The sequence below is a fragment of the Pseudomonas putida genome (assembly GCF_028682475.1).
GTDB classification, from domain to species: Bacteria; Pseudomonadota; Gammaproteobacteria; order Pseudomonadales; family Pseudomonadaceae; genus Aquipseudomonas; species Aquipseudomonas putida_AG.
The window spans coordinates 1-15629 of sequence record NZ_JANHLE010000011.1 but is presented as its reverse complement, the minus strand read 5'-3'; the positions used below and the strand labels follow the sequence as shown (position 1 = coordinate 15629).

Here is a 15629-nt window from a genome sequence, read left to right as displayed (position 1 = left end):
ATGAACACAACCAGCAGTACCGCCTACAACTACCAGGTGGTCCGCCAATTCGCCATTATGACGGTGGTGTGGGGAATCGTCGGGATGGGGCTCGGCGTTTTTCTTGCCGCGCAACTCGTCTGGCCTTCGCTCAACTTCGACCTCCCCTGGACCAGCTTCGGGCGCCTGCGCCCGCTGCACACCAACGCGGTGATCTTCGCCTTCGGTGGTTGCGCGCTGTTCGCCGCCTCCTACTACTCGGTCCAGCGCACCTGCCAGACCACCCTGTTCTCACCACGCCTTGCCGCCTTCACCTTCTGGGCCTGGCAACTGGTGATCGTCCTGGCCGCCGTCAGCCTGCCGCTGGGTTATACCAGCTCCAAGGAGTACGCCGAACTGGAATGGCCGATCGATATCCTGATCACCATTGTCTGGGTCGCCTACGCCGTGGTGTTCTTCGGCACCCTGATGAAGCGCACCACCAAGCACATCTACGTGGGCAACTGGTTCTTCGGTGCGTTCATCATCACCGTGGCGATCCTGCACATCGTCAACAACCTGGAACTGCCGGTCAGCCTGACCAAGTCCTATTCGCTGTACAGCGGCGCCACTGACGCCATGGTCCAGTGGTGGTACGGCCACAACGCCGTGGGCTTCTTCCTGACCGCAGGCTTCCTCGGCATGATGTACTACTTCGTGCCCAAGCAGGCCGAGCGTCCGGTGTATTCCTATCGCCTGTCGATCGTGCACTTCTGGGCACTGATCACCCTGTACATCTGGGCCGGTCCCCACCACCTGCACTACACCGCCCTGCCCGACTGGGCACAGTCGCTGGGCATGATCATGTCGCTGATCCTCCTCGCCCCGAGCTGGGGTGGCATGATCAACGGCATGATGACCCTCTCGGGCGCCTGGCATAAGCTGCGCAGCGACCCGATCCTGCGCTTCCTCGTGGTGTCCCTGGCGTTCTACGGCATGTCGACCTTCGAAGGTCCGATGATGGCGATCAAGACCGTCAACGCCCTGTCGCACTACACCGACTGGACCATCGGCCACGTACACGCCGGTGCCCTGGGCTGGGTAGCGATGATTTCGATCGGCGCCCTGTACCACATGATCCCGAAAGTCTTCGGCCGCGAGCAGATGTACAGCCTGGGCCTGATCAACGCGCACTTCTGGCTGGCCACCATCGGCACCGTGCTCTACATCGCCTCGATGTGGGTCAACGGTATCGCCCAGGGCCTGATGTGGCGCGCGGTCAACGCCGACGGCACGCTGACCTACTCCTTCGTCGAAACCCTGGTGGCCAGCCACCCTGGCTTCATCGTGCGCTTCGTCGGCGGGGCGATCTTCCTCACCGGCATGTTCCTGATGGCCTGGAACACCTGGCGCACCGTGCGTGCCCCGGTGACCGCGACTGCACCTGCCGCTGCGCAGCTGGCCTGAGGAGATCGAGATGAAACACGAAGTAATCGAGAAGAACGTCTTCCTGCTGGTGCTGTTGATGGTCTTTGCCGTCAGCATCGGTGGCCTGACCCAGATCGTCCCACTGTTCTTCCAGGACGTTACCAACAAGCCGGTCGAGGGCATGAAGCCCTACACCGCGCTGCAACTGGAAGGCCGTGACATCTACATCCGCGAAGGCTGTGTGCAGTGTCACTCGCAGATGATCCGTCCGTTCCGCGCCGAGACCGAGCGCTACGGCCACTACTCGGTCGCCGGTGAAAGCGTCTGGGACCACCCGTTCCTGTGGGGCTCCAAGCGTACCGGTCCGGACCTGGCCCGCGTCGGCGGCCGCTACTCCGATGACTGGCACCGTGCGCACCTGTACAACCCGCGCAACGTCGTGCCCGAGTCGAAGATGCCGGCCTACCCATGGCTGGTCGCCAGCCCGGTAGACAGCAGCCACACCGAAACCAAGCTGCGCACCATGCGTACCCTGGGCGTGCCTTACACCGATGCGGATATCAGCGGTGCGGTGGAATCGATCAAGGGTAAAACCGAGATGGACGCACTGGTCGCCTACCTGCAAGTGCTCGGCACTGCGATCAAGAACAAGAGGTAAGGGCCATGGACTTCACACTGGATATCGGCCAGCTGCGCGGCCTGGGCACCCTGCTGGTGGCCATCGCCTTCATCGGCCTGTCGCTGTGGGTGTTCAACGGTCGGCGTGACCGCGAGTTTGCCGAGGCAAGCTTGTTGCCGTTCGCCGATGACCGCCTAGCACCTGCCGCCAACGAACCCGCATCGAGGAGTAACGGGCAATGACCACCTTCTGGAGTACGTACATCTGCGTACTGACCATCGGCAGCCTGATCGGCTTGACCTGGCTGCTGCTGGCCACGCGCAAGGGCGAAAAGCCCAACGGCGGCGACCAGACCATGGGCCACAGCTTCGACGGCATCGAGGAGTACGACAACCCGCTGCCCAAGTGGTGGTTCTGGCTGTTCGTCGGCACCCTGGTGTTCTCGGTCGGCTACCTGATCCTCTATCCCGGCCTGGGCAACTGGAAAGGCATCCTGCCGGGTTATCAGGACGGCTGGACCCAGGTCAATGAATGGCAGAAAGAAATGGACAAGGCCGACGCCAAATTCGGCCCGATCTTCGCCAAGTTCGCGGCCATGCCGGTAGAAGAAGTGGCCAAGGATCCGCAAGCACTGAAGATGGGTGGCCGCCTGTTCGCCTCCAACTGCTCGGTGTGCCACGGTTCCGACGCCAAGGGTGCCTACGGCTTCCCTAACCTGACCGACAAGGACTGGCGCTGGGGCGGTGATCCGGACACCATCAAGCAGTCGATCATGAGCGGTCGTCACGGCGTCATGCCGGCCTGGGCCGAAGTGATTGGTGAGCAAGGTGTAGCCGACGTCGCCGCTTTCGTCCTCACCAGCATGGATGGCCGCAAGCTGCCAGAAGGCACCAAGGCCGATGTCGCCAACGGCGAGAAGCTCTTCGCGACCACCTGTGTGGCCTGCCACGGTCCTGAAGGCAAGGGCACCCCAGCCATGGGCGCACCGGACCTGACGCACCCGCAAGCCTTCATCTACGGTTCGAGCTTCGCCCAACTGCAACAGACCATCCGCTATGGTCGTCAGGGTCAAATGCCTGCCCAGGAAGCCATCCAGGGTAACGACAAGGTCCACCTGCTGGCCGCCTATGTCTACAGCTTGTCGCAGGATGAACCAGCTCAAGCTGATAACCTCTCTGCCAAGTAAAATCATCCCTTAACTGAGCCTTGACTCAAACCGCCGCAGCCACCCGGATGCGGCGGTTCCCTTTCCCCCTTGCGACCAAACGTCGCACCTCCCGCACCACCCCGCCTTGCACCCGCCTTGATCGGAACTAAGCTTGTTGCCACAGCGACCGCAACCCGGGGCCTGCTAATCCCGTTGGTCGGTCGTGGCTGTTGAAGAATGCGTGCAAAGGTAGATGGGATCGGCTCGACCTCTTGCTACCCGCTTCTGGATAACAGAAAACGGTTGCAACAAGCCTGACCGATTGGACAAGAAAAGATGAATAACGGTACACATATCAAACAGATAATTGTGTACACTTTGCCCGCCAACAAGGCCCGGAACAGCGGTAGACCGGGCTTTGGCAAAGGTCGGCGCGGGAGCCATCGCGTTGCAATAACCACACGGTTTATACATACTTGCGCCGATTTTTTAACCTACAAAAACACCCAAACCGTGGAACCTTAGAATGAGCACAGCAATCAGTCCGACTGCTTATAACTATAAGGTCGTCCGCCAGTTCGCCATCATGACGGTGGTCTGGGGGATCCTTGGCATGGGGCTTGGAGTCTTCATCGCCTCGCAACTGGTATGGCCCCAGCTGAACCTGGACCTGCCATGGACGAGCTTTGGACGTCTTCGCCCACTGCACACCAACCTGGTGATTTTCGCCTTCGGTGGCTGTGCGCTGTTTGCCACTTCCTATTATGTCGTGCAGCGTACCTGCCAGACGCGACTGATTTCCGACAGCCTCGCGGCCTTCACCTTCTGGGGTTGGCAAGCGGTGATCGTCGGCGCGCTCATCACCCTGCCGCTGGGTTACACCACGACCAAGGAATACGCCGAGCTGGAATGGCCAATCGCCATTTTGCTGGCGATTGTCTGGGTCACTTACGGTGTGGTGTTCTTCGGTACCATCGTCAAGCGCAAGACCAAGCACATTTATGTGGGTAACTGGTTCTACGGTGCGTTCATCGTGGTCACCGCGATGCTGCACATCGTCAACCACATGTCGCTGCCGGTCAGCCTGTTCAAGTCCTACTCGGCTTACTCGGGTGCCACCGACGCAATGATCCAGTGGTGGTACGGCCACAACGCCGTGGGCTTTTTCCTGACCACCGGTTTCCTCGGCATGATGTACTACTTCGTGCCCAAGCAGGCCGAGCGTCCGATCTACTCCTATCGCCTGTCGATCGTGCACTTCTGGGCACTGATCACCCTGTACATCTGGGCAGGTCCCCACCACCTGCACTACACCGCCCTGCCGGACTGGGCGCAGTCGCTGGGCATGGCCATGTCGATCATTCTCCTGGCGCCAAGCTGGGGCGGCATGATCAACGGCATGATGACCCTCTCGGGCGCCTGGCATAAGCTGCGCACCGACCCGATCCTGCGTTTCCTCGTGGTGTCCCTGGCGTTCTACGGCATGTCGACCTTCGAAGGTCCGATGATGGCGATCAAGACCGTCAACTCGCTGTCGCACTACACCGACTGGACCGTTGGCCACGTACACGCCGGCGCCTTGGGCTGGGTAGCGATGATCTCGATCGGCGCCCTGTACCACATGATCCCGAAAGTCTACGGCCGCGAGCAGATGCACAGCATCGGCCTGATCAACGCGCACTTCTGGCTGGCGACCATCGGTACCGTGCTGTACATCTCCTCGATGTGGGTCAACGGCATCACCCAGGGCCTGATGTGGCGTGCCATCAACGACGACGGCACCCTCACCTACTCCTTCGTCGAAGCCCTGCAGGCCAGCCATCCGGGCTTTATCGTCCGCGCCCTGGGCGGTGCGTTCTTCGCCTCCGGCATGCTGCTGATGGCCTACAACGTGTTCCGCACCGTCCGCGCCTCGAAGCCGGCCGAAGCTGAAGCCGCCGCTCAGATCGCTGTAGTTGGAGCTCACTGATGAAGCATGAAGTAGTCGAGAAGAATATCGGCCTGCTGGCCTTCTTCATGGTCATCGCCGTGAGTGTCGGCGGCCTGACCCAAATCGTCCCGCTGTTTTTCCAGGACGTCACCAACAAGCCGGTCGAGGGCATGAAGCCACGCACCGCACTGGAGCTGGAAGGCCGTGACATCTACATCCGCGAAGGCTGCGTGCAGTGCCACTCGCAGATGATCCGTCCGTTCCGTGCCGAAACCGAGCGCTACGGCCACTACTCGGTGGCCGGTGAAAGCGTCTGGGACCACCCGTTCCTGTGGGGTTCCAAACGTACCGGTCCGGACCTGGCCCGTGTCGGCGGTCGTTACTCCGATGACTGGCACCGTGCGCACCTGTACAACCCGCGCAACGTCGTGCCCGAGTCGAAAATGCCGGCCTACCCATGGCTGGTAGAGAACAAGCTCGATGGCAAGGACACCGTCAAGAAAATGGAAGTCTTGCGCACCCTCGGCACACCGTACACCGATGAAGACATCGCCGGTGCCCGCGACGCGGTCAAGGGCAAGACTGAAATGGACGCTCTGGTGGCCTACCTGCAAGGCCTGGGCACCATCATCAAAAGCAAACGGTGACATTGATGGATATCGGGATGATTCGTGGCCTGGGCACCGTCGTGGTGATGGTGGCCTTTATTGGCCTGGCGTTGTGGGTGTTCAGTTCTCGGCGCAAGTCCGAGTTCGACGAAGCGACCATGCTGCCCTTCGCGGATGATCCCGAAGCCAGCAAGCACGTCGAGCAAGCGCAAGCGAAAGCGTCTAGGAGTAACAACGAATGACTACCTTCTGGAGTCTGTACGTCACCGTTTTGAGTCTGGGCACGATCTTCGCCCTGACCTGGCTGCTGCTGTCCACCCGTAGGGGCCAGCGCAGCGAACCCACCGATGAAATCGTCGGTCACTCGTTCGATGGCATCGAGGAATATGACAACCCGCTGCCAAAATGGTGGTTCTGGCTGTTTGTCGGCACCATCGTTTTCGCCCTGGGCTACCTGGTGCTGTACCCGGGCCTGGGTAACTGGAAAGGCGTATTGCCGGGTTACCAGTACGTGGATAACGAGAAAAAGACCGAGTTCGCCAACGGCCAGCCTGGCTGGACCGGCGTGCACGAGTGGGAAAAGGAAATGGCCCGCGCGGACGCTAAATTTGGGCCGATCTTCGCCAAATTTGCAGCCATGCCCATTGAAGAAGTGGCCAAGGACCCGCAAGCCCTGAAAATGGGCGGCCGCCTGTTCGCCTCCAACTGCTCGGTGTGCCACGGTTCCGACGCCAAGGGTTCCTATGGCTTCCCCAACCTGACCGACAACGACTGGCGCTGGGGCGGTGATCCGGCAACCATCAAGGCCACCATCATGGGCGGTCGTCATGGGGTGATGCCGGCTTGGTCGGAAGTGATCGGCGAGCAAGGCGTTGCCGATGTCGCCGCCTACGTGCTGACCAACCTCGATGGCCGCAAGCTGCCAGAAGGGGCGAAGGCCGACGTCGCCAACGGCCAGAAGATCTTCGCCGCCAACTGCGTGGCCTGCCACGGTCCTGAAGGTAAAGGCACCCCAGCGATGGGCGCGCCAAACCTGACCCACCCACAGGCGTTCATCTACGGTTCGAGCTTCGCGCAACTGCAGCAGACCATCCGTTACGGCCGTCAGGGCCAGATGCCTGCCCAGGAAGCAATCCAGGGCAACGACAAGGTCCACCTGTTGGCGGCCTATGTCTACAGCCTGTCGCATCAAGGCGAGAAGACTGCCGACGCGAAGTAATTCGCACGGCAAGCCAAAAGGCCCCTTCAGTGCAGACTGGCGGGGCTTTTTTATCACCTCCGCTTCCATAGGGTTATGGCTCTTCGCATGACCCAGATCAATTGACACGCCCACTACACTAATCACCAGGCAAACCCAACGCGACTAAAGGTCGCAACCATGCCCCATGCTGCCACTACAGGCGTATTATCCGACCAAGAGCAGCATAAACTTCTGACTGCGGTCGGCACGCACTGATCGCGGCGTTATTCCACTGCCGTGGGACTCAATGATGAGCAAGCAGATTCCAGTACATGATGTCACCCCGCCTGCCAATAAAGACAAAGACAGCGTCGATCTCTACGCCTCTCGGGAAAAAATCTACACCCGGGCCTTCACCGGCCTGTTTCGCAATTTGCGCATGGCCGGCGGCGCCCTCCTGTTCCTGCTGTATTTCGGTACGGTGTGGCTGAACTGGGGCGAGCATCAGGCAGTCTGGTGGAACTTGCCCGAGCGCAAGTTCTACATCTTCGGCGCCACCATCTGGCCGCAGGATTTCATCCTGCTTTCCGGCCTGTTGATCGTTGCCGCCTTTGGCCTGTTCTTCATCACTGTATTCGCCGGCCGGGTCTGGTGCGGCTACACCTGCCCGCAAAGCGTCTGGACCTGGATTTTCATGTGGTGCGAAAAGGTCACTGAAGGTGACCGCAACCAGCGCATGAAGCTCGACAAGGCGCCCATGAGCGGCAACAAATTCCTGCGCAAACTGGCCAAGCACAGCCTGTGGCTGTTGATCGGTTTTGTCACCGGCATGACCTTCGTCGGCTACTTCTCACCGATCCGCGAACTGGTGGTGGAGTTCTTCACTGGCCAGGCCGATGGCTGGGCGTATTTCTGGGTCGGCTTCTTCACCCTGGCCACCTACGGCAACGCCGGCTGGCTGCGCGAGCAAGTGTGCGTGTACATGTGCCCCTATGCGCGCTTCCAGAGCGTGATGTTCGACAAGGACACGCTGATCGTTTCCTACGATCCACGTCGCGGCGAAACCCGCGGCCCGCGCAAGAAAGACCTCGACTACAAGGCCCAGGGCCTGGGTGACTGCATCGACTGCACCATGTGCGTCCAGGTCTGCCCGACCGGCATCGACATCCGTGACGGCCTGCAGATCGAGTGCATCGGCTGCGCTGCGTGCATCGACGCCTGTGACACCATCATGGACAAGATGAACTACCCCAAAGGCCTGATCAGCTACACCACCGAGCACAACCTCTCCGGGCAGAAAACCCACATGTTGCGCCCGCGTCTGATCGGCTATGCGGTGGTCTTGCTGGCCATGATCGCCCTGCTCGCCAGCGCCTTCGTGATGCGTTCGCTGGTCGGCTTCGACGTCAGCAAAGACCGCGTGCTGTACCGCGAAAACGCCCAGGGCCGGATCGAAAACGTCTACAGCCTGAAGGTCATGAACAAGGACCAGCGCGACCACGTCTACGTGCTCGAAGCCGCTGGCCTGCCAGACCTCAAGCTTGAGGGCGCGAAAGAAATCCGCGTCGCGGCCGGCGACATCGTCAGCCTGCCGGTACAACTGTCGATGGCCCCGGAAAAACTGCCGTCGAGCACCAACGAAGTCATCTTCGTCCTCAAGGACGCTGACGACAGCGCCACCCAGGTTGAAGCCAAGAGCCGTTTCATCGGCCCACAAATTCGATAAGAGATTGAGTCTATGCCTTCTGCAACAGCCGCCAGCCCCTGGTACAAGCACCTTTGGCCATGGATCATCATCGGGGTGCTGGCCACCTCGGTGACCCTGAGCCTGACCATGGTCTACATTGCGGTCAACAACCCGGACAACCTGGTCAACGACAACTACTACGAGGCCGGCAAAGGCATCAACCGCTCGCTGGACCGTGAACTGCTGGGCCAGACCCTCAACCTCAAGGCCAGCATCCATCTGGACGAGCTGACCGGTGAAGTCGAGCTGCGCCTGAGCGGTAACAGCCAGCCGAAAACCCTGGAACTGAACCTGATCTCGCCAACCCAGCCGGAGAAGGACCGCAAGATCGTCCTGACCCAGAGCGCCAGCGAAGCCGGACGCTATGTCGGTCAGCTCAGCGACAAGATCGAAGGCCGTCGCTTCGTCGAGCTGCTCGGCAGCCAGGACGAGCATGTCTGGCGCCTGTTTGAAGAAGAGCAGGTCGGCCATGATGTAACCCTGCAGCTGGGCGACGAAGCGCTGCAAGGGGCTGAACACCTCGAAAAATGAGTCGGCCTTGATCGCGGGGCAAGCCCGCTCCCACCGAGACACACTGTGGGAGCGGGCTTGCCCCGCGATCAGGTTCCCCCGAACCTTGCGATAGATTGCCATGACCAGCCCCACGCCTTGCTACCACTGCGCCCTGCCCGTTCCGGCCGGCAGCCACTTCACCGCCGTGGTACTCGGCCAGGACCGGCTGTTCTGCTGCCCGGGGTGCCAGGCCGTGGCCGAAGCCATTGTCGCCGGCAACCTGGAAAGCTATTACCAGCACCGCAGCGAAGCCAGCGCCAACCCCGATGCCCTGCCTCAGCAACTGGTCGATGAGCTGGCCCTGTATGACCGTGCCGACGTGCAAAAACCTTTCGTCCGCCACAACGGTGAGCTAGCCGAAACCACCCTGCTGATCGAAGGTATCAGCTGCGCCGCCTGCGGCTGGCTGATCGAAAAACACCTGCGCAACCTACCCGGCGTTGCCGAGGCGCGACTGAACCTGTCCAACCACCGCCTGCAGGTCAACTGGGCTGACAGCCAATTACCGCTGTCCAGACTGCTGGCCGAACTGCGCCACATCGGCTACGCCGCGCACCCCTATCAGGCCGACCGCGCCGCTGAACAGCTGGCCAGTGAGAACCGCACCGCCCTGCGCCAGCTGGGGGTCGCCGGCTTGCTGTGGTTCCAGGCGATGATGGCGACCATGGCCACCTGGCCGGAATTCAACATCGACCTGAGCCCGGAACTGCACACCATCCTGCGCTGGGTCGCGATGTTTCTGACCACCCCGATCGTCTTCTACAGCTGCGCGCCGTTCTTCCGTGGCGCCGCCCGTGACCTGCGCACCCGGCACCTGACCATGGACGTTTCGGTCTCGCTGGCCATCGGCCTGGCCTACGCTGCCGGGATCTGGACGGCGATCACCGGCAGCGGCGAACTGTATTTCGATGCAGTGGGCATGTTCGCCCTGTTCCTGCTCGCAGGCCGCTACCTGGAACGCCGCGCCCGTGAGCGCACTGCCGCCGCCACTGCCCAGCTGGTCAACCTGCTGCCGGCTTCCTGCCTGCGCCTGGGCGCGGCGGGCCAGAGCGAGCGAATCCTGCTCAGCGAACTGCAACTGGGTGACTGCGTACTGATTCAACCCGGTCATGTCGTGCCAGCCGACGGGCGTATCGTCAGCGGCCAGTCGAGTGTCGACGAGTCGCTGCTCACTGGTGAATACCTGCCCCAGCCGCGCCGTGCCGGCGATGCAGTGACCGCCGGGACCCTGAACGTGGAAAGCGCGCTGACCGTCGAAGTCCAGGCCCTGGGCCAGGACACGCGCCTGTCGGCCATCGTCCGCCTGCTGGAACGAGCGCAGTCGGAAAAACCGCGCCTGGCGGAAATCGCCGACCGCGCCTCACAGTGGTTCCTGCTGTTCTCCCTGGTCGCTGCCGCGGCCATCGGCCTGCTCTGGTGGCAACTGGACCCGTCGCGGGCGTTCTGGATTGTCCTGGCAATGCTGGTCGCCACCTGCCCCTGCGCCCTGTCACTGGCCACGCCAACCGCGCTGACCGCTGCCACCGGCACCCTGCACAAGCTCGGCCTGTTGCTGACCCGCGGCCACGTTCTTGAAGGTCTGAACCAGATCGACACAGTGATTTTCGACAAGACCGGCACCCTCACCGAAGGCCGCCTGACCTTGCGCGCCATTCGTCCGTTGGCCGCTGCCGACGCCGATCAGTGCCTGATGCTTGCTGCCGCCCTGGAAAACCGCTCCGAGCACCCGATTGCCCGTGCCTTCGGGCGCGCCAGCGTGGCCGCCGACGAAGTGCACGCCGAACCTGGTCTGGGACTTGAAGGCGTCGTACAAGGGCAACGCCTGCGCATCGGCGAAGCGGGTTTCGTTTGCGCCTTGAGCCACACTGCGGCTCCCGAGATGCCCGCCGAACCCGGTCAGTGGCTGTTGCTGGGGGACACCCAGGGTGCTCTGGCCTGGCTGGTGCTCGACGACCGTCTGCGCAATGACGCCGCCGACCTGCTCGCCGCCTGCCGTGCCCGTGGCTGGCAAACCCTGCTGCTGTCCGGCGACAGCTCGCCGATGGTGCAGAGCGTGGCCGCCGAACTGCAGATCGACCAGGCCATCGGCGGCTTGCGCCCGGACGACAAACTGGAAAAACTCAAAGCCCTGCAACAGCAGGGCCGCAAAGTGCTGATGCTTGGCGACGGGGTCAACGACGTACCGGTGTTGGCCGCCGCCGATATCAGCATCGCCATGGGCTCAGCCACCGACCTGGCCAAGACCAGCGCCGACGCGGTGCTGCTGTCCAATCGCCTCGACGCCCTGGTACAGGCCTTCAGCCTGGCCCGGCGCACCCGCCGGATCATTATCGAGAACCTGCTCTGGGCAGCGCTGTATAATGGCCTGATGTTGCCCTTTGCCGCCCTCGGTTGGATCACCCCGGTGTGGGCGGCCATCGGCATGTCCGTCAGCTCGCTGATCGTGGTGCTCAACGCCCTGCGCCTGACCCGCATCAGCGCTCCGGCCGCCGGCGTCACAGCGACCCGCGACTCACACCCGGCCACGGCCTGATCAGGAGCTTCCATGCCCGCGCTATACATCATGATTCCGGCCGCGCTGCTGATCGTTGCCATCGCCATCTACATCTTCTTCTGGGCGGTGGACAGTGGTCAGTACGACGACCTCGACAGCCCGGCCCACAGCATCCTGTTCGACGATCAGGACCCACAGCACACCGCCGCGATGGACGAAGCCGACGGCAAGAAACCCGACGACGGCGCCCCACCCCGTGTTTGAACTGCTGCCTCTGCTCAGCTCGGCGCTGATCCTCGGCCTGCTCGGCGGCGGCCATTGCCTGGGCATGTGCGGTGGGCTGATGGGTGCCCTGACCCTGGCGATTCCCAAAGAACAGCGCAGCCGCCGCTTTCGCCTGCTGCTGGCCTACAACCTGGGACGCATCTTCAGTTATGCCCTGGCCGGCTTGCTGCTGGGCCTGGCCGGCTGGGCCGTGGCCAACAGCCCGGTAGCCCTGGGCATGCGCGTGGTCGCGGCGCTGCTGTTGATCAGCATGGGCCTGTACCTGGCCGGCTGGTGGAGCGGCCTGACCCGCATCGAAGGCCTCGGACGCGGCCTGTGGCGCCACATACAGCCTGTGGCCAACCGCCTGCTGCCGGTCTCAAGCCTGCCCCGCGCCCTGCTGCTCGGCGCCCTGTGGGGCTGGCTGCCGTGCGGCCTGGTCTACAGCACCCTGCTGTGGGCCGCGAGTCAGGGCAACGCCGCTGACAGCGCCTTGCTGATGCTGGCCTTCGGCCTTGGCACCTGGCCGGTGCTGTTGGCCACCGGGCTTGCCGCCGAACGCACCAGCGCCCTGTTACGCAAACGTGGCATACGGATCGCTGGCGGTATGCTGGTAATCCTGTTCGGCCTCTGGACCCTGCCGGGGCCGCACCAGCACTGGCTGATGGGCCACTGAAGCGCCGTTGATACAAATCAAGACGGGATGTTTCCTCGCCCCCTAGACTTCGGGCACTGCTGCTCATTCTGGGGATTGCCCACATGCTCGACGCACTCCGTTGGGACTCCGACCTGATCCGTCGCTACGACCTGTCCGGCCCACGCTACACCTCCTATCCAACCGCGGTGCAACTGCACAGCGAAGTCGGCTCCTTCGACCTGCTGCACGCCCTGCGTGACAGCCGTCGTGCCGTGCGCCCATTGTCGCTCTACGTGCACGTGCCGTTCTGCGCCAACATCTGCTACTACTGCGCCTGCAACAAGGTCATCACCAAAGACCGCGCCCGCGCCCAGCCCTACCTGCAGCGCCTGGAGCAGGAAATCCAGCTGATCGCCTGTCACCTGGACCCCAAGCAGAGCGTCGAGCAATTGCACTTCGGTGGCGGCACCCCGACCTTTCTCAGCCACGTCGAACTGCGCCAGCTGATGGTGCATTTGCGCCAGCATTTCAACCTGCTGGACGACGATTCCGGCGACTACGGCATCGAGATCGACCCGCGCGAAGCCGACTGGCCGACCATGGGCCTGCTGCGCGAACTGGGCTTCAACCGCGTCAGCCTGGGTGTACAGGACCTCGAACCAGCCGTGCAACGGGCGATCAACCGCCTGCAGACCCTGGAGCAGACCCGGGCGATCATCGACGCGGCACGCACCCTGCAATTTCGCTCGATCAACCTCGACCTGATCTATGGCCTGCCCAAGCAGACGCCGGAGGGCTTTGCCCGCACCGTGGACGAAGTCATCAAGCTGCAACCGGACCGCCTGTCGGTATTCAACTATGCCCACCTGCCGGAACGCTTCATGCCCCAGCGGCGCATCGACAGCAACGACCTGCCGGCGCCCGCCGCCAAGCTGGAGATGCTGCACAGAACCATTGAACAGCTGACCGCTGCCGGCTACCGCTACATCGGCATGGATCATTTCGCCCTGCCCGACGACGAGTTGGCCATTGCCCAGGAAGAGTCGACCCTGCAACGCAACTTCCAGGGCTACACCACCCACGGCCACTGCGACCTGATCGGCCTCGGCGTCTCGGCCATCAGCCAGATCGATGACCTGTACTGCCAGAACACCAGCGACCTGAACACCTATCAGGACACCCTGTCCAGCGCCCAGCTGGCCACCAGCCGCGGCCTGGTCTGCAGCGCCGACGACCGCCTGCGCCGCGCGGTGATACAGCAATTGATCTGCCACTTCGAACTGAATTTCGAGACTATCGAACAAGCCTTCACCATCGATTTTCGTGGCTACTTCAAGGACCAGTGGCCCGCCCTGCAAGCCATGCACGACGACGGCCTGATCACCCTCAGCAACCAGGGCATCCAGGTATTGCCCGCCGGTCGCCTGCTGGTCCGCTCGGTGTGCATGGTTTTTGATGCCTACCTCGGCCTGCACAGCCAGCAACGCTTCTCCCGGGTCATATGAGCCGCAAGGCACGGACACTGTTTACAGTCATATTTGTAAAGCACACTATGTTTATCGGAGGTCGGACGATACGCCGCACCTCATCCAGCCCACCCTACCCGGGTGCGGGCTGGCCGAAACCCCATGCCCTGAGTTACCCTTACGGCTTATGTGTGCTTTCCCCCAAGGAATGAAGAAATGTCCGAGCCAGTCAAACTGCGCCCCCATAACCAGGCCCACTGCAAGGATTGCAGCCTGGCGCCTCTGTGCCTGCCATTGTCGTTGAACATGGAAGACATGGATGCATTGGATGACATCGTCAAACGCGGGCGACCGCTGAAGAAAGGCGAGTTTCTGTTCCGCCAGGGTGACAACTTCGCTTCGGTCTACGCAGTGCGCTCCGGCGCCCTGAAAACCTTCAGCCTGAGCGACGGCGGCGAAGAACAGATCACCGGCTTTCACCTGCCCAGCGAACTGGTCGGCCTGTCCGGCATGGACACCGAAACCTATCCGGTATCGGCCCAGGCCCAGGAAACCACGTCGGTCTGCGAAATCCCCTTCGAACGCCTCGATGAGCTCTCGGTTCAGCTGCCGCAGCTGCGTCGCCAGCTGATGCGGGTGATGAGCCGCGAGATTCGCGATGACCAGCAGATGATGCTGCTGTTGTCGAAGAAAACCGCCGACGAGCGGATCGCCACCTTCCTGGTCAACCTCTCGGCGCGCTTCCGGGCCCGGGGTTATTCGGCCAATCAGTTCCGCCTGAGCATGTCGCGCAACGAAATCGGCAACTACCTGGGCCTGGCTGTGGAAACTGTTTCACGGGTTTTCACCCGCTTCCAGCAGAACGGCCTGATCGCCGCCGAAGGCAAGGAAATCCACATCCTCGATCCGATCCAGCTGTGCGCGCTGGCCGGTGGTGCACTGGAGAGCTGAGGCCACGGGATAAGGGTATACTGGCGGGCATTCGTTTTTCAGGATACCCGCCCCATGCACAGCGATACCTTCGACCTCAAAGCCCTGATCCGCCCCGTACCGGACTTCCCCAAAGCCGGCGTGATCTTTCGCGACATCACGCCGCTGTTCCAGTCGCCACGGGGCTTGCGCCATGTGGCTGACGCCTTCATCGAGCGCTATGTCGAGGCCGACTTCAGCCACATCGGTGCCATGGACGCCCGCGGCTTCCTGATCGGCTCGATCATTGCCCACCAACTGAACAAGCCGCTGATCCTGTTCCGCAAGCAGGGCAAGCTGCCGGCTGACGTGCTCGCCGAAGGCTACCAGACCGAATACGGCGAAGCCTTCCTTGAAGTGCACGCCGACAGCCTGTGCGAAGGCGATTCGGTGCTGATTTTCGATGACCTGATCGCCACTGGCGGGACCTTCGTGGCAGCAACCAACCTGGTGCGCCGCATGGGCGCGCAAGTGTTCGAGGCCGCGGCGATTATCGACCTGCCGGAACTGGGTGGCTCGCAGAAACTGCAGGACCTGGGTGTTCCAACTTTCTGCCTGACCGCGTTCTCGCTGAGCGAGTACTGAGTTTCGATCGCGGGGCAAGCCCGCTCCCACCGGCTATTGCTGCCC

16 protein-coding genes are annotated in these 15629 nt (G+C 62.2%); all 16 read left to right on the top strand.

Going from position 1 to position 15629, the window contains the following annotated elements; translation table 11 throughout:
* The 16 genes from ccoN (NPS47_RS11420) to NPS47_RS11345 all read left to right on the top strand — a co-directional run bounded on the left by ccoN (NPS47_RS11420) (position 1) and on the right by NPS47_RS11345 (position 15584).
* Complete coding sequence (gene ccoN / locus NPS47_RS11420; RefSeq protein WP_274295071.1) at positions 1–1425, top strand: cytochrome-c oxidase, cbb3-type subunit I; 1425 nt, start codon at positions 1–3, stop codon at positions 1423–1425.
* Positions 1426–1435: 10 nt separating this feature from the next.
* A complete protein-coding gene (ccoO, locus tag NPS47_RS11415) occupies positions 1436–2044 on the top strand; it encodes a cytochrome-c oxidase, cbb3-type subunit II (protein WP_038613174.1) in 609 nt (202 codons plus the stop codon).
* A 5-nt stretch (positions 2045–2049) separates the two neighbouring features.
* Complete coding sequence (locus tag NPS47_RS11410) at positions 2050–2247, top strand: cbb3-type cytochrome oxidase subunit 3 (RefSeq protein WP_038613176.1); 198 nt, start codon at positions 2050–2052, stop codon at positions 2245–2247.
* A complete protein-coding gene (gene ccoP, locus NPS47_RS11405; RefSeq protein ID WP_274295070.1) occupies positions 2244–3191 on the top strand; it encodes a cytochrome-c oxidase, cbb3-type subunit III in 948 nt (315 codons plus the stop codon). The genes NPS47_RS11410 and ccoP (NPS47_RS11405) overlap by 4 nt, the downstream gene beginning before the upstream one ends.
* Before the next feature lie 487 nt (positions 3192–3678).
* Positions 3679–5121 (top strand): cytochrome-c oxidase, cbb3-type subunit I, encoded by a 1443-nt coding sequence (ccoN, locus tag NPS47_RS11400; RefSeq protein ID WP_274295069.1) that lies wholly within the window; start codon positions 3679–3681, stop codon positions 5119–5121.
* The gene (gene ccoO / locus NPS47_RS11395; protein ID WP_274295068.1) at positions 5121–5729 is read left to right on the top strand and encodes a cytochrome-c oxidase, cbb3-type subunit II; all 609 of its coding nucleotides are present in this window, start codon (positions 5121–5123) and stop codon (positions 5727–5729) included. The genes ccoN (NPS47_RS11400) and ccoO (NPS47_RS11395) overlap by 1 nt, the downstream gene beginning before the upstream one ends.
* A 5-nt stretch (positions 5730–5734) precedes the next feature.
* Entirely contained in the window at positions 5735–5932 is a 198-nt protein-coding gene (locus NPS47_RS11390; protein WP_010225992.1) for a CcoQ/FixQ family Cbb3-type cytochrome c oxidase assembly chaperone, read from the top strand.
* The gene (gene ccoP / locus NPS47_RS11385; protein ID WP_274295067.1) at positions 5929–6909 is read left to right on the top strand and encodes a cytochrome-c oxidase, cbb3-type subunit III; all 981 of its coding nucleotides are present in this window, start codon (positions 5929–5931) and stop codon (positions 6907–6909) included. The genes NPS47_RS11390 and ccoP (NPS47_RS11385) overlap by 4 nt, the downstream gene beginning before the upstream one ends.
* A gap of 271 nt (positions 6910–7180) precedes the next feature.
* Positions 7181–8596, top strand: coding sequence for a cytochrome c oxidase accessory protein CcoG (gene ccoG / locus NPS47_RS11380; RefSeq protein ID WP_274295066.1), 1416 nt, complete (start codon positions 7181–7183; stop codon positions 8594–8596).
* Positions 8597–8608: 12 nt separating this feature from the next.
* Complete coding sequence (locus NPS47_RS11375) at positions 8609–9148, top strand: FixH family protein (protein ID WP_274295065.1); 540 nt, start codon at positions 8609–8611, stop codon at positions 9146–9148.
* Between the two features lie 100 nt (positions 9149–9248).
* Positions 9249–11702, top strand: coding sequence for a heavy metal translocating P-type ATPase (locus NPS47_RS11370; protein ID WP_274295064.1), 2454 nt, complete (start codon positions 9249–9251; stop codon positions 11700–11702).
* A 12-nt stretch (positions 11703–11714) separates the two neighbouring features.
* Positions 11715–11927 carry a cbb3-type cytochrome oxidase assembly protein CcoS gene (gene ccoS, locus NPS47_RS11365; protein ID WP_274295063.1) on the top strand — a complete coding sequence of 71 codons (213 nt, stop codon included), beginning with the start codon at positions 11715–11717 and terminating at the stop codon, positions 11925–11927.
* Positions 11920–12603, top strand: coding sequence for a sulfite exporter TauE/SafE family protein (locus tag NPS47_RS11360; protein WP_274295062.1), 684 nt, complete (start codon positions 11920–11922; stop codon positions 12601–12603). Before ccoS ends, NPS47_RS11360 begins: the two co-directional genes overlap by 8 nt.
* An 83-nt stretch (positions 12604–12686) precedes the next feature.
* Complete coding sequence (gene hemN / locus NPS47_RS11355) at positions 12687–14069, top strand: oxygen-independent coproporphyrinogen III oxidase (protein ID WP_274295061.1); 1383 nt, start codon at positions 12687–12689, stop codon at positions 14067–14069.
* 177 nt (positions 14070–14246) lie between these two features.
* Positions 14247–14981, top strand: a complete 735-nt coding sequence (fnrA, locus tag NPS47_RS11350) for a Crp/Fnr family transcriptional regulator FnrA (protein WP_157193418.1) — start codon at positions 14247–14249, stop codon at positions 14979–14981.
* A 54-nt stretch (positions 14982–15035) separates the two neighbouring features.
* Positions 15036–15584 (top strand): adenine phosphoribosyltransferase, encoded by a 549-nt coding sequence (locus tag NPS47_RS11345; protein ID WP_274295060.1) that lies wholly within the window; start codon positions 15036–15038, stop codon positions 15582–15584.
* The last annotated feature ends 45 nt before the right edge of the window (positions 15585–15629 follow it).